Origin of the sequence: Aeromonas salmonicida subsp. salmonicida, assembly GCF_001643305.1 — a bacterium.
Taxonomy (GTDB): domain Bacteria; phylum Pseudomonadota; class Gammaproteobacteria; order Enterobacterales; family Aeromonadaceae; genus Aeromonas; species Aeromonas salmonicida.
Genome location: NZ_LSGW01000047.1, coordinates 56,892 through 75,313 on the forward strand (window position 1 = coordinate 56,892; position 18,422 = coordinate 75,313).

At 60.4% G+C, this 18,422-nt stretch carries 16 protein-coding genes and 1 pseudogene; 11 read left to right on the forward strand and 6 right to left on the reverse strand.

The window, feature by feature from the left end; genetic code table 11:
- Positions 1-11: 11 nt before the first annotated feature.
- The 4 genes from accC to AXW79_RS06120 all read left to right on the forward strand — a co-directional run bounded on the left by accC (position 12) and on the right by AXW79_RS06120 (position 4,707).
- Positions 12-1,352: an acetyl-CoA carboxylase biotin carboxylase subunit gene (gene accC, locus AXW79_RS06105; RefSeq protein WP_005317655.1), complete on the forward strand. Its 1,341-nt coding sequence runs from the start codon at positions 12-14 to the stop codon at positions 1,350-1,352.
- Positions 1,353-1,479: 127 nt separating this feature from the next.
- A complete protein-coding gene (locus tag AXW79_RS06110) occupies positions 1,480-1,743 on the forward strand; it encodes a YhdT family protein (RefSeq protein WP_005317658.1) in 264 nt (87 codons plus the stop codon).
- Positions 1,733-3,190 carry a sodium/pantothenate symporter gene (gene panF / locus AXW79_RS06115; protein WP_005317659.1) on the forward strand — a complete coding sequence of 486 codons (1,458 nt, stop codon included), beginning with the start codon at positions 1,733-1,735 and terminating at the stop codon, positions 3,188-3,190. Before AXW79_RS06110 ends, panF begins: the two co-directional genes overlap by 11 nt.
- Positions 3,191-3,279: 89 nt before the next feature.
- Positions 3,280-4,707: a PTS transporter subunit EIIC gene (locus tag AXW79_RS06120; protein ID WP_005317662.1), complete on the forward strand. Its 1,428-nt coding sequence runs from the start codon at positions 3,280-3,282 to the stop codon at positions 4,705-4,707.
- Between the two features lie 2 nt (positions 4,708-4,709).
- Here AXW79_RS06120 and AXW79_RS06125 read toward each other — a convergent pair whose 3' ends face one another.
- Positions 4,710-5,582 carry a LysR family transcriptional regulator gene (locus AXW79_RS06125; RefSeq protein ID WP_005317665.1) on the reverse strand — a complete coding sequence of 291 codons (873 nt, stop codon included), beginning with the start codon at positions 5,580-5,582 and terminating at the stop codon, positions 4,710-4,712.
- A 100-nt stretch (positions 5,583-5,682) separates the two neighbouring features.
- Between AXW79_RS06125 and AXW79_RS06130 the strand changes: the two genes are divergently transcribed.
- From AXW79_RS06130 to AXW79_RS06160, 7 genes are all read left to right on the forward strand, one after another.
- The gene (locus tag AXW79_RS06130) at positions 5,683-6,699 is read left to right on the forward strand and encodes a zinc-binding alcohol dehydrogenase family protein (RefSeq protein WP_005317667.1); all 1,017 of its coding nucleotides are present in this window, start codon (positions 5,683-5,685) and stop codon (positions 6,697-6,699) included.
- A 528-nt stretch (positions 6,700-7,227) separates the two neighbouring features.
- Positions 7,228-8,106, forward strand: coding sequence for a 50S ribosomal protein L11 methyltransferase (gene prmA, locus AXW79_RS06135; protein ID WP_005317670.1), 879 nt, complete (start codon positions 7,228-7,230; stop codon positions 8,104-8,106).
- A 686-nt stretch (positions 8,107-8,792) separates the two neighbouring features.
- Positions 8,793-9,785: an ethanolamine permease gene (gene eat, locus AXW79_RS06140; protein WP_231109895.1), complete on the forward strand. Its 993-nt coding sequence runs from the start codon at positions 8,793-8,795 to the stop codon at positions 9,783-9,785.
- Between the two features lie 80 nt (positions 9,786-9,865).
- Positions 9,866-11,257, forward strand: a complete 1,392-nt coding sequence (locus tag AXW79_RS06145) for an ethanolamine ammonia-lyase subunit EutB (protein WP_005317675.1) — start codon at positions 9,866-9,868, stop codon at positions 11,255-11,257.
- Positions 11,258-11,277: 20 nt separating this feature from the next.
- Positions 11,278-12,114, forward strand: a complete 837-nt coding sequence (eutC, locus tag AXW79_RS06150) for an ethanolamine ammonia-lyase subunit EutC (protein ID WP_011898420.1) — start codon at positions 11,278-11,280, stop codon at positions 12,112-12,114.
- A 158-nt stretch (positions 12,115-12,272) separates the two neighbouring features.
- Entirely contained in the window at positions 12,273-13,247 is a 975-nt protein-coding gene (locus AXW79_RS06155; protein ID WP_005317681.1) for a D-2-hydroxyacid dehydrogenase family protein, read from the forward strand.
- A gap of 149 nt (positions 13,248-13,396) precedes the next feature.
- Positions 13,397-13,945 carry a sugar O-acetyltransferase gene (locus tag AXW79_RS06160; RefSeq protein ID WP_011898419.1) on the forward strand — a complete coding sequence of 183 codons (549 nt, stop codon included), beginning with the start codon at positions 13,397-13,399 and terminating at the stop codon, positions 13,943-13,945.
- A gap of 46 nt (positions 13,946-13,991) precedes the next feature.
- Here AXW79_RS06160 and AXW79_RS24110 read toward each other — a convergent pair whose 3' ends face one another.
- The 5 genes and pseudogenes from AXW79_RS24110 to AXW79_RS06175 all read right to left on the reverse strand — a co-directional run bounded on the left by AXW79_RS24110 (position 13,992) and on the right by AXW79_RS06175 (position 18,244).
- Positions 13,992-14,360: a CZB domain-containing protein gene (locus tag AXW79_RS24110; protein WP_231109897.1), complete on the reverse strand. Its 369-nt coding sequence runs from the start codon at positions 14,358-14,360 to the stop codon at positions 13,992-13,994.
- 24 nt (positions 14,361-14,384) lie between these two features.
- Positions 14,385-14,675: pseudogene (locus tag AXW79_RS24115) on the reverse strand (methyl-accepting chemotaxis protein); the annotation flags it as partial.
- Positions 14,676-14,891: 216 nt separating this feature from the next.
- Entirely contained in the window at positions 14,892-15,047 is a 156-nt protein-coding gene (locus AXW79_RS23660) for a hypothetical protein (RefSeq protein WP_005317690.1), read from the reverse strand.
- 500 nt (positions 15,048-15,547) lie between these two features.
- The gene (locus AXW79_RS06170) at positions 15,548-16,096 is read right to left on the reverse strand and encodes an NAD(P)H nitroreductase (RefSeq protein ID WP_005317693.1); all 549 of its coding nucleotides are present in this window, start codon (positions 16,094-16,096) and stop codon (positions 15,548-15,550) included.
- A 120-nt stretch (positions 16,097-16,216) separates the two neighbouring features.
- A complete protein-coding gene (locus tag AXW79_RS06175; RefSeq protein ID WP_005317696.1) occupies positions 16,217-18,244 on the reverse strand; it encodes an NADPH-dependent 2,4-dienoyl-CoA reductase in 2,028 nt (675 codons plus the stop codon).
- Positions 18,245-18,422 lie beyond the last annotated feature (178 nt).

Consider the following 18,422-nt stretch of genomic DNA (forward strand, 5'->3'; position numbering starts at 1 on the left):
AGTTGCCACCCATGTTGGACAAAGTAGTCATCGCCAACCGCGGTGAAATTGCCCTGCGGATCCTGCGCGCTTGCAAAGAGCTCGGGATCAAGACAGTGGCCGTTCACTCCACCGCCGATCGGGAGCTCAAACATGTGCTCCTGGCCGACGAAACCATCTGCATCGGCAAGCCTGCCAGCGGTGAATCCTACCTCAATGTGCCGGCGATCATAGCCGCTGCCGAGGTCACGGGTGCCGTTGCCATCCACCCGGGTTACGGCTTCCTCTCGGAGAACGCCGATTTCGCCGAAGTGGTCGAAAAATCCGGCTTCATCTTCATCGGCCCTCGCGCCGAGACCATTCGCCTGATGGGTGACAAGGTCTCCGCCATCGAGGCGATGAAAAAAGCGGGCGTACCTTGCGTGCCTGGCTCTGACGGCCCGGTCGACAGCGATGCCAAGCACAACGCCGCCATCGCCAAGCGCATCGGTTATCCGGTGATCATCAAGGCCGCCGGTGGCGGTGGTGGTCGCGGCATGCGCGTGGTGCGCAATGAAGCCGAGCTGGCTGCCGCCATCGCCCTGACCAAATCCGAAGCAGGCCAGTTCTTCAAGAACGACATGGTCTACATGGAGAAGTACCTGGAGAACCCGCGCCATATCGAAATTCAGATATTGGCAGACGGCCAGGGCAACGCCCTCTATCTGGGCGAGCGTGACTGCTCCATGCAGCGTCGCCACCAGAAAGTGGTCGAAGAGGCACCGGCACCCGGCATCACTGAAGAGATGCGCAAGTTCATCGGCGAGCGCTGCGTGCGCGCCTGTATCGAGATCGGCTACCGCGGTGCGGGGACCTTCGAGTTCCTGTACGAAAACGGCGAGTTCTATTTCATCGAGATGAACACCCGTATCCAGGTTGAGCATCCGGTCACCGAGATGGTCACCAGCGTGGATCTGATCAAGGAGCAGCTGCGCATCGCCGCCGGCCAGCCCCTGTCGATCACCCAGCAGGACATCCGCATCCGTGGCCATGCCATCGAATGCCGGATCAACGCCGAAGACCCGGCTACTTTCATGCCGTCTCCCGGCCTGATCCAGCGCTTCCATGCGCCGGGTGGTCTGGGCGTACGTTGGGATTCCCACATCTACGCCGGTTACAAGGTACCGCCTTACTACGACTCCATGATCGGCAAGCTGATCTGTTACGGCGAGAACCGTGACGTCGCCATCGCCCGCATGCGTCAGGCGCTGGACGAGCTGGTGGTAGAAGGGATCAAGACCAACGTCTCCCTGCAAAAAGAGATCATGAAGGACGAAAACTTCCAGCACGGTGGTACTAATATCCACTACCTGCACAAGAAGTTGGGTCTGTAAGGATCCAAGGCAGAACAATGACTTCCGATAGAAGTCAGCTCCGCAAGGAGCCTCTGTTGAAAAAGGGCCATGGCGACATGGCCCTTTTTTGTTATTCTTGCGCCCCTCAAAATTGTCGGAGGCCAAGGTGAATCGTTTCGCGCTCGCTCGTCGGGAAGCAGCCCTCTGCCTGCTGCTGACCCTGCTCTATTTCTTTGCCTGGTATGGCACTGCGTATTTCATCCCGGAAGAGATCGAATACTGGGACATGCCACTCTGGTTCCTGCTCAGCTGCATGGTGATGCCGCTGCTGTTCATTGTGCTGTGTGGCCTGATGGTGGATCGCCTGTTTGTGGATATTCCCCTCGATACGCCTCACCCCCATGCCAAGGAGTCCCCCCATGAATCTTGAGCTGATGCTGCCGCTCATCATCTATCTGGTGCTGGTGCTGGGAGTCGGCTTCTGGGCCAGTCGCCATCGCACTGGCGGCGACTTCGTGCAGGAGTACTTCATCGGCAACCGCAGCATGGGTGGTCTGGTGCTCGCCATGACGCTGGTGGCTACCTATACCTCGGCATCGTCCTTCATCGGCGGGCCGGGTGCCGCCTACAAGATTGGCCTTGGCTGGGTACTGCTGGCAATGATCCAGCTGCCCACCGTCTGGCTTACCCTGGGGGTGCTCGGCAAGAAGTTCGCCATCATTGCCCGCCGGGTCAATGCGGTGACCATCAATGACATGCTGTGGGCCCGCTACCAGAGCAAGGCGGTGGTCATTCTCGGATCCGTTACTATCATCCTCGCCTTTATCGCCACCATGGTGGTGCAGTTCATCGGCGGTGCCCGCCTGCTGGAGACGGCCACCGGCCTCTCCTACCAGCAGGGTTTGATGCTGTTTGCCAGTTGCGTGCTGCTCTACACAGTGATCGGCGGCTTTCGTGCCGTGGTGATGACCGACGCCCTGCAGGGGATCATCATGCTGATCGGCACCGGCGCCTTGCTGGCAGGGATCCTGATTGCCGGGGATGGATTACCCAACCTCATCCACCAGCTCAAGGTGATCGATCCCAAGCTGGTGAGCCCGACGGGGGCCGGCGATATGCTGACCCAACCCTTCATGCTGAGCTTCTGGATCCTGGTCTGCGTCGGTGTAGTGGGGCTGCCCCACTCGGCCCTGCGCTGCTTCGGCTATCGGGACAGCAAGGCGCTCCATCGCGGCATCCTTATTGGCACCGTCGTCAGTGCCCTGCTGATGTTCGGCATGCACCTGGCCGGCGCCCTGGGCCGCGCCATCCTGCCCGGCATGGACAGCCCGGACAAGATCATGCCCTCCCTGATGATGGAAGTGCTGCCGCCCTGGCTGGCCGGGGTGTTTCTGGCGGCACCGATGGCGGCCATCATGTCCACCATCGACTCCCAGCTGATCCAGGCCTCCGCCACCCTGGTGAAGGATCTCTACCTCAACTACCTCAATCCCAAGCAGGAGAAGCTGGAGGTGCACATTCCTCGCCTCTCCCTGCTCTGCACCCTGATCCTGGGCACGCTCGTACTGCTGGCGGCGCTGCAGCCCCCCGAGATGATCATCTGGCTCAACCTGCTCGCCTTCGGTGGCCTGCAGGCCGTGTTCCTGTGGCCGCTGGTACTCGGCCTTTACTGGTCAAGGGCAAACGGGCCGGGCGCCCTGGCCAGCATGGTATCCGGCATCGTCTGCTATGGCGTACTGAGCCAGTGGGGGATAAAACTGGCCGGACTGCATGCCATAGTACCGAGTCTGGGACTGGGGCTGGTTGCCTTTGTGCTGGTCAGCCTGCTGACTCCGCCCCCCTGCCAGGGGGTTCGGCGATTATTCGAACAGCAATAACAAAGAGATTAATAAAGGGTTCCAAAACTATCCCCAAATAGGTGTTTTACGGGTAAACTGTGCGCCAAGTCACAAAACTCAGCACCTTTATGCCAGTACAGAACGCCAGACAGACCCTGATCCAGGCCCTGCAACGACTCGGTTACGCCCTGTTGTTGCCGGTCTCCATACTGCCACTGGCTGCGCTGCTCTACCGGCTCGGTCAACCGGATGTACTGGATCAGGCTGTGCTCTCCCTCACGGGGCGCGCCCTGTTCAGCCAGATGCCGCTCATCTACGCGGTGGCCATCGCCTTCGGCCTGAGCCGACAAGGAGAGGGCACTCAGGCGCTGGCCGGGGCGGTCAACTTTCTGCTGCTGAGCTCGGCGCTGGGCACCCTGGCCCCCGGCCTGCATGCAGACATGATCTGCGGCCTGCTGGCGGGGCTCACCACCGCCATCATCTACCCCTGGGTGAAACGGCGCACCATGCCTGGCTGGCTGCAGATGGCACAGGGGGATTTCGCCTGCCTGTGCACCTCGGCGATCGCCTGCCTGTTGCTGGCGTTTCCTCTCTCCCTGTTCTGGCCGCTGCTGGAGCAGGGCATCACGCTGCTGGCCTCGGAACTGCTCACCACCCCACTGGGCGCCTTCTGTTACGGTACCCTCAACCGGCTGCTGATCCCCCTTGGCCTGCATCAGGTGCTGGGCAGTCTCATCGGCCTTGGCGAGAGCAACCTGCAGGCGCTGGCCACCGCCCAGCCGCTGCATGAAGGCTATGTAGCCGGTCTCTATCCCATCATCATGTTCGGCCTGCCGGGCGCCTGCTTTGCCATCTGGCTGCACCGCCAGCGCATGCAGCGACTGCCGCAGGGTGGACTGCTGCTCACCCTGGCGCTCACCTCTGCACTATTGGGGATCACTGAGCCCATCGAGTTCCTGTTCGCCTTCACCGCTCCCTGGTTGTTTCTGGCTCATGCCCTGCTGACCGGGTTGTCCCTGGCCATCTGCAGCGGGCTTGGCATCCAGGTGGGTAGTTACTTCTCCGCCGGTCTGCTGGATCTGGTGCTGAGCTATCAGTCCGGCGAGCACAGCTTCTGGCTCATTCCGGTCGGCATACTCTTCTTCGTCGCCTACACACTGCTGTTCTATCAACTGCTGGAACGAGCGCCTCTGAGCCTGCCGAGCAAGCCCATCGCCAATGAGCACCCACGGTTGGCCAGTGTAGCCCCCTCGGATCCCCAGATGCTGGCAATCCAGTACCTCAAGGCGCTGGGGGGCATGGACAATCTGCAAGCCATGAGCGTCTGCCTGACCCGCCTCAGCCTGCGGGTGTGCGACATAGCGCTGGTGGATCAGTCCCGCCTGCCGGGGCTGGGTTGCCTCTCCTGGATCCAGCTCAACGACCATCAACTGGTACTGGTGCTGGGCCCCAACGCCAGCCTGATCGAGGGGCAGATCCGCATGCTGGCGGAGCGTCAGTCGGTAGCGCTCGGCCTCAAACCCAATCAGGAGTCTGCCAGCCCAGGCAACTGGTAGGCTCAGGCGAACGGCAGCCGCTCGGCGACAAAGTCCATCAGCGAGCGCAAGGCAGGCGCCAGATGTTCCCGGCTCGGGTAGATGAGATAGAAGGGATTGGGCGGTATGGGGTGATCCGGCAGCAATTTCTGCAACCGCCCCGTCGCCAGATCCTCCTGACAGACATGGTGTGGCAACAGGGCAATCCCGCCTTCGTGCAATGCCAGCTCCCGCAGTGCCAGCAAGCTGTTGCTGATGCAGGCCCCTTGCGGCCGCCAGCCCCCCTCCTGCAATGGCCACACAGGCAATGCCGAGTGCACCAGACAGGGGTGAAGCCCCAACTCAGACAACTGCTGCGGCGCGCCATGAGCCGCCAGATAACCGGGAGCCGCCACCAGATGGCGCGGCACCTGACCAATGCGCCTGCAAATGAGACTGGAATCTTTCAGCGGCGCCGCCCGCAGCGCCAGATCATAACCCTCCCCCACCAGATCCAGCTGATCGTCGCAGAGGGTCAGCTCCAGCACCACCTCGGGATAGAGGGCACGAAATTCGGCCAGGATCCTGCCAAGCAGCAGGGTACCGGTCGCCTCGGGCGCCGTGATCCTTACCCGACCAGCGGGGGCGGCGCGCAGCCGCGCCATCGCCAGATTGGCACTACGGGCCAGCGCCAGCAGCGCCTGGCATTGCTCCACGTAGATCTCACCCTGTGGGGTCAGGCTGAGCCTGCGGGTGGTACGCTGCAGCAGTCGCACCCCTAGCTGGGTTTCGAGCCGCGAGATCTTCTGGCTCACCGAGGACTTCGGCATGCCAAGCGCCTCGGCGGCACCGGTAAAACTGCCCTGCTCCACCACGGTAGCGAACAGCCCCATCAACTCCAGATCGACATTGTTCATATATTCAAACAGTCTTTACCAATTACCCATCTTAATAAGAATAATTAACCAGACTAGAGTAGCTGGCAATCCCAATCCATCCGATTTGAAAGGAACTGCCATGAAAGCCATTGCCCTCACCCATTATCTGCCCAGCGATCACCCCCACTGCTTCATCGAGGCCAATCTGCCCGACCCGACCCCAGGCCCGCGGGATCTGCTGGTGAAAGTGACTGCCACCTCCATCAATCCTGTGGATACCAAGGTGCGCGCCCCCAAGGCCAAGGTTGAAGCCAGCCCGCGGGTACTGGGCTGGGATGCAGTCGGTGAAGTCGTGGCCGTCGGCAGCGAAGTGAGCCTGTTCAAGGCGGGCGACAGAGTCTGGTATGCCGGCGACATCAGCCGCCCGGGCAGCAACAGTGCCCTGCAACTGGTGGATGAGCGCATCACCGCCCTCGCCCCTACCAGCCTGACCGACCTGGAAGCCGCCGCCCTGCCGCTCACCGCCATCACAGCCTGGGAGACACTGTTCGAGCGCATCGGCCTTCGCCGCGAGAGCACAGGCAAGCTGCTGATCATTGGCGGGGCCGGTGGGGTAGGCTCCATCGCCATTCAGTTGGCTCGCCAGCTCACCAATATGGAAGTGATTGCCACAGCCTCCCGACCAGAAAGCCGTGAATGGTGTCTGGAAATGGGCGCCCATCAGGTGGTAAGCCATCACAAGCTGCAGGCAGAGCTCACCGCTCTGGGCATCACCCAGCTCGACGCCATCTTCTGCACCAATGCTACCGAGCAGCACTGGGATGCCATGGCCAGCCTCATTCGCCCGTTCGGCCACATCTGCACCATCGCCGAATCCAGCGAGCCCTGGGATCTCTCCCTGCTCAAGAGCAAGAGTGCCACCTTCGGTCAGGAATTCATGTTTACCCGATCCCTGTTCCAGACCCCGGACATGATCGAGCAACACAAGCTGCTTGGTCAGGTTGCCTCCCTCATCGACCAAGGGGTGCTCAAGAGCACACTCACCCGCACCCTGTCCGAACTGACCCCGGTCACCCTGGCCCAGGCCCATGCCGAGGTGGAAGCCGGCCGCATGGTGGGCAAGCTGGTGATCGACATGAGCAGATTTGCAAACTAATCCCTTATAGGTAAAAACTGCACCATCATGGGGTGATTTCACCAGTGACAGGCCCCAACAGTGCACAGTTCATATCAGGCACCAGACAGTCACCACGCAGAGTCACCATAAAAACGACATAAAAAAGGGGCCATCCCGCTGGGATGGCCCTAAATACCTGAACGTTGGGGTAACAATCACACACATATCCTTATGCAGGACATACCCATCTTTGCATCTTGTGTGCCAACGCCCCCACTTCCCCCTGTTCCATCCCCTCACGCCTGCCATCCGTACTTGTTTCCCCCAGCCAGCACTAATGCCGAAAAAAAAAGCCACCCTAAGGTGGCTGAAAAAAGATGACGGAACTTTCCTAGAGCAAAGCATTCAGCGGGAACAGGTTGCTTCCCGTCACCCAATGAGGAATACATTAACCGTGCCAACTCGGCAGAGTTCTCTTCCTGCGCCATGCAGACATGGGCAAACCACGACAGCACAGGCCCATGATGATAGAATCTCGCGGTTTCACATTTATGAAGAGTCGACGCAATGCCCTGGATACAAATTCGAATCAACGCCACTGCCAAGACGGCAGACAAGGTGAGCAACATGCTGCTGGGGCGTGGAGCCCAGGCCGTGACCTTTATGGATGCCCAGGATGTCCCCGTATACGAGCCGCTGCCCGGTGAAACCCCGCTCTGGGGCGAGACCGAAGTGATGGGTTTGTTCGATGCCGAAACCGATCCGGCCCCCACCATCGCCTTCTTCCAGCAGATCTTCGGGGAAGACGTGGGCTACAAGGTCGAACAGCTGGAAGACAAGGACTGGGTGCGCGAGTGGATGGATCACTTCCACCCCATGCAGTTTGGCGAACGGCTCTGGATCTGCCCGAGCTGGCGCGATGTGCCAAACCCCGATGCGGTCAACGTCATGCTGGATCCGGGTCTGGCATTTGGTACCGGTACCCACCCCACCACGGCGCTCTGCCTGCAGTGGCTGGACGGGCTGGATCTGGCCGGCAAAACCGTGGTCGACTTCGGTTGTGGCTCCGGCATCCTCGGCATTGCCGCCCTGAAACTGGGGGCCGCCCGCGTCATCGGCATCGACATAGACCCGCAGGCCATTCAGGCCAGCCATGACAACGCGGAGCGCAACGGCGTGGCGGGCCAGATCGAACTCTACCTGCCGGCGGATCAGCCGCAAGACGTAGAAGCGGACGTGGTGGTGGCCAACATACTGGCCGGCCCGCTGCGCGAGCTGGCACCGCTCATCGCCGGCCATGGCAAGCCAGGCAGCCTGATGGCGCTCTCCGGCGTGCTGGAGAGCCAGGCCCCGGAGCTGGAAACCATTTACGGCCAGTGGTTCGACATGGACCCGACCGCGGTAAAAGAGGAGTGGTGCCGCCTCTCCGGCCGCAAGCACGGCTGATGGCAACCACCTCATACAACAAGGGCACCGATGGGTGCCCTTGTTGTTTCCGCCATCCTCTCGTATCTCCCCTGCTCACTGCCCCACATACAAGCAAAGGCCCGGACTTCGGCCGAACAATCTGGTGCTGCTGCACCACAACAACGCAGCGGACACACCTTGGCCTCAGACCATAAAATAGCTGTAACCATATGAATAAAAATGACTAAATAGCCATATAACTGGATGGCATATCCCTTGCAATTTGCCTCTTCAGAGACTTTCACCATTGAACGTCATATTGGAGAAGCGTATGCAGCAACAGGATTGTGCGAAACCGGAACTGAAACGAACCCTGGGGGCTTTTCACCTGTGGGGGATCGCCGTGGGACTGGTCATTTCGGGGGAATACTTTGGCTGGAGCTACGGCTGGGCGCAAGCAGGTACCATGGGCTTTCTGGTCACCTCCCTGCTGGTGGCCACCATGTACACCGCTTTTATCTTCAGTTTTACCGAGCTGACCACCTCAATTCCCCATGCAGGAGGCCCCTTTGCCTATGCCTACCGTGCCTTTGGTCCGGTCGGAGGATATATCGCAGGCTTTGCCACCCTGGTGGAATTTGTGTTCGCGCCGCCCGCTATCGCCATGGCGATAGCGGGCCTACCTCAACGTCCAGTTTCCGGCCATAGACCCCAAGTGGGTGGCGGTGAGCGCCTATCTCATCTTCATGACCCTCAATCTGGTCGGAGTCGGTATCGCCGCTACCTTCGAGTTGCTGGTCACCCTGCTCGCCATTTTCGAACTGCTGGTCTTCATGGGAGTAGTAAGCCCGGGTTTCAGCGCCAGCAATTTTATGCTCAACGGCTGGGCAGGCCAGCAGGAGTTCAGCCTCGGCGCTCTCCCCGGTATCTTTGCCGCCATCCCGTTCGCCATCTGGTTCTTCCTCGCCATTGAAGGCGCCGCCATGGCAGCCGAAGAGGCCAAGGAGCCGAAGAAGACAATTCCGAAAGCCTTCATCGGTGGCATCCTGACCCTGGTCATGCTGGCCATGGGGGTCATGGTGTTCGCAGGTGGCGTCGGAGACTGGCGCCAGCTTGCCAACATCAATGATCCCCTGCCCCAGGCGATGAAGATGATAGTGGGCGAGAGCAGCGGCTGGCTGCACATGCTGGTCTGGCTGGGGCTGTTCGGCCTGATCGCCTCCTTCCACGGCATCATAATGGGCTACTCACGCCAGATCTTTGCCCTGGCCCGGGCCGGTTATCTGCCCGGTGCCCTGGCCTCGGTCAACCGCCGCTTCCAGACCCCCCACTGGGCCATTCTGGCCGGTGGCGTTGTGGGGATCCTGGCGATATTCTCCGACTCGCTGATCGTCATAGGCGGGCTATCCCTCACCGCCAACATAGTCACAATGGCGGTGTTTGGCGCCATTGTGATGTACATCATCTCGATGGCGGCCCTGTTCAAGCTGCGCCGCAGCGAACCGGCACTGGAGCGCCCATTCAGAGCCCCTCTCTATCCTTTTGCTCCGGCTCTCGCCTTGGGACTGGCAGTACTCTGTCTGGTCGCTATGGTCTATTACAACGGCTTGCTGGCGCTGATCTTTGGCGCCCTTATGCTGGCGGGCTATGCCTACTTCCGTCTGACCCATGATGAAGGGATTGCCACCAGTGACGGTGAGCTGGTCAAGGCAAGCTGAACCAGGTCCTCTGTGCCCATCAGGAGCAAGGCCATGCGCTGGCCTTGTTTCCCCCCCCCCAGCATCGACGAGAGAGCCCCATGTATCGCACCCAACTGTCACACCACGGCTATCAGTTTCCCGACCTTCGCACCCTGATGGCCAAGGCGACCCCTGCCCGTTCAGGTGACTATCTGGCCGGCGTGGCCGCCCACAGCGCCGAGGAACGCATGGCGGCCAGGATGGCGCTGGCAGACCTTCCGCTCAAAACCTTCCTCAATGAGGCGCTGATCCCTTACGAGCAGGATGAGGTAACCCGCCTCATCATGGACAACCACGATCATGCTGCCTTCGCCCCCATCAGCCACCTGACGGTAGGGGATTTTCGCAACTGGCTGCTGTCTGAGACGGCCAACAGCCAGACCCTGGCACACATAGCCCCCGGCATCACACCCGAGATGGCAGCCGCGGTCAGCAAGCTGATGCGCAATCAGGATCTCATCCTGGCCGCCAAGAAGTGCCGGGTCGTCACTGCCTTTCGCAACACTATTGGGTTGCCCGGCCACCTTAGCGTGCGGCTGCAACCCAACCATCCCACCGATGATCCTCAAGGGATAGCGGCAGCCATGCTGGACGGTCTGCTGTACGGCGCGGGAGATGCGGTGGTCGGCATCAATCCCGCCAGTGACAACCTGCCCGTACTGGCCAGCCTGAACCAGATGCTCGACGAAGTGATCCAGCGTTTCGCTATTCCGACCCAGTCCTGCATCCTGACCCATGTCACCAACACCTTGCAGCTCATAGAGCGCAATGTGCCGGTAGACTTGGTGTTCCAATCCATCGCCGGTACAGAGGCTGCCAACCGAGGATTTGGTATCGATCTGGCCCTATTGCAAGAGGCGTATGACGCTGCCCTCAGCCTGGGGCGTGGCACCCTTGGCAACAACGTCATGTATTTCGAGACGGGCCAGGGCAGTTGCCTCTCGGCCAATGCCCACCACGGACTGGATCAGCAGACCTGCGAGGCCAGAGCCTACGGGGTAGCTCGCCACTTCAAGCCGTTGCTGTGCAATACCGTGGTCGGTTTCATCGGACCGGAATACCTCTATGACGGCAAGCAGATCATCCGCGCCGGACTGGAAGATCACTTCTGCGGCAAACTGCTGGGGGTGCCGCTCGGCTGTGACGTCTGCTACACCAACCACGCAGAAGCTGATCAGGATGACATGGACACCCTGCTCACCCTGCTGGGCAACGCTGGCCTCACCTTCCTCATCGGCGTTCCCGGGGCGGACGACATCATGCTCAACTACCAGAGCACCTCGTTTCATGACGCCCTCTATATTCGCGAGCTGCTCGGCCTCAAGCACGCACCGGAATTTGCAGACTGGCTGGTGCGGATGCAACTCACCAACCCTGGTGGCCAACTGCTCGATGCCAGCCTGCGCCACCCTCTGTTAACGGCTTTTGGCCAAAGCGGCAAGGTGGCCTAATGAGCAAGGATCCCCATGACATGAGTGACATAGTTCACCTCAATCCCTGGCTGGAACTCAAACGCTACACCTCGGCCCGCATAGCGCTGGGGCGCACCGGGGTCAGCCTGCCCACAGAGGCACTGCTGGCGTTTGGTCTGGCCCATGCACAGGCTAGAGATACTGTGCACCAGCCCCTGGAAGTGGCCGCCCTGACCAAAGCACTGCACGCCACAGGACACAAAGTTCTGACGGTGCAGAGCGCCGCCACCAGCCGGGAAGAGTATTTGCATCGCCCGGATCTAGGCCGACGGCTGAACGATGCCAGCCGCCTCCTGCTGAGCCAGCTCCCGCAAACAGAGGCCGATCTCGCCCCCCTGGAGTATCAGACCCGGCAGGCTGAAGCCGATCTCGTCATCATGCTGGGTGATGGACTCTCCTCCACCGCTCTGCATCAGAATGCCCTGCCCTTTATCGAGGCGCTGCAACCCCATCTCAGGCGCCTTGGGTTGGCCTGTGCCCCTCTGGTGATCGCCAGCCAGGCCAGAGTGGCACTGGGAGATGAGGTAGGGGAGCTGCTAAGTGCCCGGGCCGTACTGGTGATGATTGGCGAGCGCCCCGGCCTCTCCTCCCCCGACAGTCTGGGGCTCTACCTGACCTGGCAACCCAGAGTCGGGTGCATGGATTCACAGCGCAACTGCATCTCCAACGTACGTCCCGCCGGGCTCGATTTCCCCCAGGCGGCTCACAAGCTGGCCTGGTTGCTGGAGCAGGCCTTCAACCGCCGCTTGACCGGGGTTGCCCTCAAGGATGAGAGCGGCGAGCTGGCCAGCCTGATCGAACACGACGCCCCGCGTCCCCCTTGCCGTCCAGCATGACAACGGGGCGGCCAGCCTGGTCCGCCCCATCACCAATTCCAAACTGAACCACTTGAATCTGCAATGAAAACTGGGCATCGTCTCGCCTGCCCCCGCCAAGAAGCCAAGGGGCGCGCCTCTACCCCTCAGGACAATTGCTTGATACACAAGAGGAACGGATGAAGATTGCCATTTTGGATGACTATCAGGATCAGGTTCGTCACCTGCCCTGCTTTACCTTGCTGGCGGGTCATGACGTTACCATCCTCAACCAGAGCGAACCCGATACAGCGCGCCTCGCCGCAACGTTGGAGGGAGTAGAAGCACTGGTGCTGATCCGCGAGCGTACTCGTATCGACGAACAGCTGCTGATGCGGCTTCCCACCCTTAAACTCATTAGCCAGACCGGCAAAATCAGCCAGCATATCGACCCGGCACTGTGCCAGCGGTACGGCGTTGCCGTGGCAGAAGGCGTAGGCAGCCCTATTGCTCCCGCCGAACTCTGCTGGGCACTTATAATGGCAGCCTCCCGCCATATTCCGGCTTACACTCGCGAGTTGACCAACGGCCAGTGGCAGCAATCTGGCTCACTCGGCCTGGGACGCCCCCTGTACGGTCTGACGCTCGGTATCTGGGGCTACGGCAAGATAGGTCAGCGCATTGCTCGTTACGGCAATGCATTCGGTATGTCTGTGCTGGTATGGGGTAGCGAATCTTCTCGTCAGCGGGCGACACAGGATGGATTCGACGCCGCCCCCAACAAGACAGCGTTTTTCCAACGTGCCGATGTCTTGTCCCTGCATCTGCGGCTCAACGAGCTCACTCGAGCCTGTGTCACCCGTGCCGACTTGGCTCGAATGAAGGCAGACTCTTTGCTGGTCAATACCAGCCGGGCCGAGCTCATTGAATCTGGCGCACTCCATGCGGTGCTCAGTGCGAATCCCACCCGGCGAGCGGCACTGGATGTGTTCGATAGCGAGCCCGCCAACCTGGATAACGAACCTCTCCTGGCTTTGCCCAACCTGCTGGCCACACCGCATCTGGGCTATGTGGAGCAAAACAGCTATGAGCTCTACTTTCGCAAGGCATTTGAAAATGTGCTGGCCTTTTCCGAGGGCAGGCCACAACACCTGGTGATGCCGGCTCTGGGCTGAGGCTCACTCTTATCCTGCTGACAAAGCAGTAATATATGCCTCTGTCAGTGCGCTTGTTGCCGGTGGACAGGTCTGCACTGGAGGTGCTGCGCTTGCGCGACAGCCAGCCACCCAAATCGCCTCATGCCAACCAGAGAGCAGGAATCCCCATGACCGAATATCAGAAGATGATCAGCAGCCAACCCTACAACTGCATGGCGTCGGAGCTGGATGTCCTGCGCCGTGAAACGGCGCGCCGCTATCGACGCTTCAATCGGGTGGAAGAGGAGGATGAACAGCTGGCGCTGTTGCAGGAGATAGTCGGCGAGCTGGCGGAGAACGCCTTTATCTGCCCGCCGTTTTACTGCACCTATGGCCGTCATATCAGCCTGGGGGCGGGATCCTACGTCAACATGGGGGCCACGTTTCTGGACAACGCACCGATCCGCATCGGCGCCAACGTAATGATAGGGCCGAACGTGCAGATCTACACAGCTGCCCACGCGCTGGCCGCCGATGAGCGCATCCAGGGGGGGGAGACGGCGCTGCCGGTGACCATAGAAGACAAAGTCTGGATTGGCGGCGGCGCCATACTGCTGCCCGGTGTCACCATCGGGCGGGAGGCCATCGTCGGCGCGGGGGCAGTCGTCACCAGAGACGTGCCTGCCGGCGCACGGGTGGTGGGCAACCCGGCGCGGATCCTGCCTGTCAACCGCTGAGACGCCCCGCGCTCATGCAAACAAGCGCTGATCCTGACGCACGGGCTCAGGCACTTCCCAGCAAGCGGTCGATACAGTGCACCACCTGCATGCTGGCGCTTTCCATTGTCTTGAGCTGCTCGACCATCTCCTTGATATTGCCCTGCTGGCGAGCATGAAGGGCTGCTTTGCCACTCTCGTGTACCCGTTTGTGTGGCCCATCCAGCTCGCGAAACCCGGGCTGCCGGGCAAAGAGATCGGCGCCTTGTCCCTCGAAATACCACCTGCCCAGCCGACATTCGGTATGACCATTGACCGGTTCATGGAAGTGCTGCTGATCAATAAGGCGATAGATGGTGTTCTTCCAGACCGCATGATCGAGCTTGGTAGTATTGAGGAAAGAGGTGGTGGCAGCACTGTGGATCACCTGCTGCATCCTGCCGGATTGAGCCAGCACCTGGGCCACTACTGCATCGATCTGGGAAGAGGAAGTCGCCACTTCGGCTGCGCTGGCCTGATTGTCATCGATGATGAGCTTGATATCCTGCGCCTGGCCGACAATCTGTTTGACCAGCCCCTCAATCTGGCGGCTCGCTTCGTGGGCCTTGCTGGCCAATTGCCGCACCTCGTCGGCCACGACGGCAAAGCCGCGTCCAGCTTCCCCGGCTCGGGCTGCTTCTATGGCCGCGTTGAGGGCCAGCAGATTGGTCTGTTCCGAAATACCCTGTATGGCCGCAACAAACTGGTTGATGGCCGACGTGGTGGCATCGAGCTGGTTGACCACCTTGAGGCTACGTTCGGCTTCACCTGTGATCGCATGGGCCCGATCGGAGAGGCGGCCGATGGCACTGCGGGTCTGGGCGAACAGTTGATCCAGCTCCGAGAGCGCGCTCTTCTCTTCCATCAGATGTTCGGCACTGCCCGCCAGCGCTTCACGCACGCTCTGCAGCATCTCGCCCCCCTTGTTCTAGCACGAGATCACCTGGTTGAAGAGGTCACTACTCTCCCTGCTACTGCGCTGCATCTGCTCATACTCACCTATGGTGGCGCGCAGCTCGGCCAGCGCCTGCTGGTGTTGCTCCTCCTTGAGACTCAGGGCCTCCCGCAGCTGCTGATTTTCCATTTTTAGTTTGCTGTTGAACCACATAAAGCCTCCGGCTGGCAAGAAATGCAGAGTGGACTACCTCAATGGGAATAACCCACTCTCTTGTTATTATCTGCCAGCGAAGCGGGATCCTGACCCCGATTTTATAAGGAAAAGCGTGAACCTTGATCGCGATCCAAATCTCAATTGGAGCTACAAAAAATCTTGCCCATAAAAATAAAGCCCAATGTCATGAAGACGTTGGGCTGTAAAAAGGTGCTACGGAATTGCGACTCTCATCGCAGAAAATTAGAAGGGGTCACCTTCTAAACTGGCACAGGGATATTAACGAGGCGCAAACGTTTTACATAGCGTAATCAACCAGGATTGAGAACAGCCTCTCACTATTTAAAAAATTCCCTGCCAAGCCCCGCCCCCCTCTTGGCAAGCATTTATTTATCAGTACAGCCTCAGGATCGTGATCGGGCATGATCAAAAAAGCCCTGACAAGTCAGGGCTTTGGCTGAAATTCATACGACTTAGAAGTGGCGGACAAACTCATCCGGCGGCAGTTCACGCAACTTGCGCGCCTCCAGCATGGGGGTGCCGAGGTAGAGAAAGCCCACCAGTTGATCCTCCGGTGCCAGTGCCAGCCCCTTGTTGATCAACTCATCGAAGATGAACCAGCCGGATCGCCAGATGCCGTTGAAGCCCTGGGCTTGTGCCGCCATCTGCATCGCCATCAGGGCGCAACCGGCGGAGAGCTCCTGCTCCAGTTTCGGCACCTTGGGGTGGGCCTGATAACGGGTGGCTACGGCCACCAGCAAGGGAGCGCGCAGCGGCGCCTCCTGGCACTTCTTGATGCTCTCTTCATCTTCGCCACGGGCACGAGCAGCCTCGGCCAGCAGATCCCCCAGCCGCTCACGCCCCTCCCCTTCAAACAGGATGAACTGCCAGGGAGTCAGGGTGCCATGATCCGGTGCGCGCAAGCCCGCCTTGAGGATATTGTCGAGCACCTCACCGCTGGGGGCGGGTGTGGTCAGGCGGCCACAGGAGTGGCGGTTGAGCAACAGAGTGAGGGCATCCATGGGCAAATCCTTGTCAGGGGCTGTGATGGCGCTACCTTAGCACAGCGCACAATGAAGAAAACCCCTGAGGCTCAGGGGTTTATCGCAATATCAGACCAATAGCGGGCCAGGGCGGAGTAACTAGATAACGGCGGCCAGCTCGGCCCCTTGGCGGATCGCCCGCTTGGCATCCAGCTCGGCGGCCACGTCGGCGCCACCTATGATGTGCACCGGCTTGCCTGCCGCCTGCAAGCCGGCCTGCAGCTCCTTGAGAGGCTCCTGGCCGGCACAGATGATCACCTGATCCACCGGCAGGCACTGTTTGGCTTCACCTATCTGGATATGCAAGCCTTCATCGTCGATGCCAAGGTACTGGACGCCGGAAAGCATCTGCACCTTGCGGTTCTTGAGCACGGTTCTGTGGATCCAGCCGGTGGTCTTGCCCAGACCGTCACCCACCTTGCTCTCCTTGCGCTGAAGCAGCCAGATCTGGCGCTCGGGGGCGTCGATCTCCGGCGTGATCAGGCCACCGCGCTCACCAAGCTGCTTGTCGATGCCCCACTCCTTGAGCCAGTGATCGCGATGTCCGTCGGTACCGCTATCAGCCTTCTTCTCCACAAGGTACTCGGCCACATCAAAGCCGATGCCACCGGCACCGATCACCGCCACCTTCTGGCCGACCGGTTTGTGATCCCGCAGCACGTCGATGTAATTGAGCACCTTGGGATGCTCTATGCCTGGTATGTTCGGGGTACGCGGGCGTATGCCGGTGGCGAGGATCACTTCGTCAAAGCCGCCGCCGAGCAGACTCTCGGCGCTCTGGCGCTGGCCGAGGTAGAGCTCGACGCCGCACTTCTCCAACCGCCTGGCAAAATAACGCAGAGTCTCGTGAAACTCCTCCTTGCCCGGGATCTGCTTGGCAAAGTTGAACTGGCCACCAATCTCGCTCGCCTGATCGAACAGGCTCACCTGATGGCCGCGCTCGGCGGCGTAACAGGCGAACGCCAGCCCGGCCGGACCCGCCCCCACCACCGCCAGCTTCTTGGGCTGGGGCACGCGGCCAAACGTCAGCTCGGTCTCGAAACAGGCGCGGGGATTGACCAGGCAGGAGGCGCGTTTTTGCTTGAACACGTGATCCAGGCAGGCCTGGTTGCAGGCGATGCAGGTGTTGATCTCGTCCGCCCGGTTCTCGGCGGCCTTGATGACAAATTCAGGATCCGCCAGGAAGGGGCGCGCCATGGAGACCATATCCGCTTCGCCGCCCGCCAGAATGCGCTCGGCCACTTCCGGGGTATTGATCCGGTTGGTGGTGATGAGCGGCACTGTGAGGTGCTTTTTCAGCTCGGCGGTCACCCAACTGAAGGCACCGCGCGGTACGCTGGTGGCTATGGTGGGGATGCGCGCCTCGTGCCAGCCAATGCCGGTGTTGATCAGGGTCACGCCGACCTGCTCCAGCGCCTTGCCAAGGGCTACCACCTCCTCCAGCGTCGAACCCTGCTCCACCAGATCCAGCATGGAGAGACGGAAGATGATGATGAAATCCGTGCCGACCCGCTCGCGGATGGCCCGCACTATCTCCACCGGGAAGCGCATCCGGTTCTCATTGCTGCCGCCCCAGCCATCGGTGCGCTTGTTGGTACGCTCGCAGATGAACTGGTTGATGAGATAGCCTTCCGACCCCATCACTTCGACGCCGTCGTAACCGGCCGCCCTGGCCAGCTGCGCGGTGGAGGCAAAGTCACGGATGGTACCGCGGATCTGCCGCTCGCTCATGGCGCGCGGTTTGAACGGGGATATGGGCGCTTTGAGGGCGCTCGGCGCCAGACTGAAAGGATGGTAGGCATAGCGGCCGGCATGGAGGATCTGCAGCGCTATCTTGCCCCCCTCCTGATGCACCGCCTGAGTCACCTTCTTGTGCTTGGCGACTTGCCAGGGGAAGCTCAGCTGTGAGCCGTGGGGCACCAGCCGCCCACGCAGATTGGGGGCTATGCCACCGGTGACGATGAGGCCGACACCGCCACGGGCGCGCTCGGCATAGAAGGCGGCCAGCTTGTCAAAGCCACCCTTCTCCTCTTCGAGGCCGGTATGCATGGAACCCATCAGTACCCGGTTCTTCAACTGGGTAAACCCGAGGTCAAGGGGCGTCAGCAACGTAGGATAAAGGCTCACAATGCCTCCAGTTAATTTTTTGTTATCAAATTGCAGCTAGAGTAAAGAATCAAAAATGCTTTTTCAAACAAATGTTTGGACATTTTTTCAGCGAACAGGCGTATTCCGAAGCAAGAAGGGGTGACAGGGCTATCGATCGCACCGAAGCGGAAATGGCAATTCACCGGCCAACTGGTTA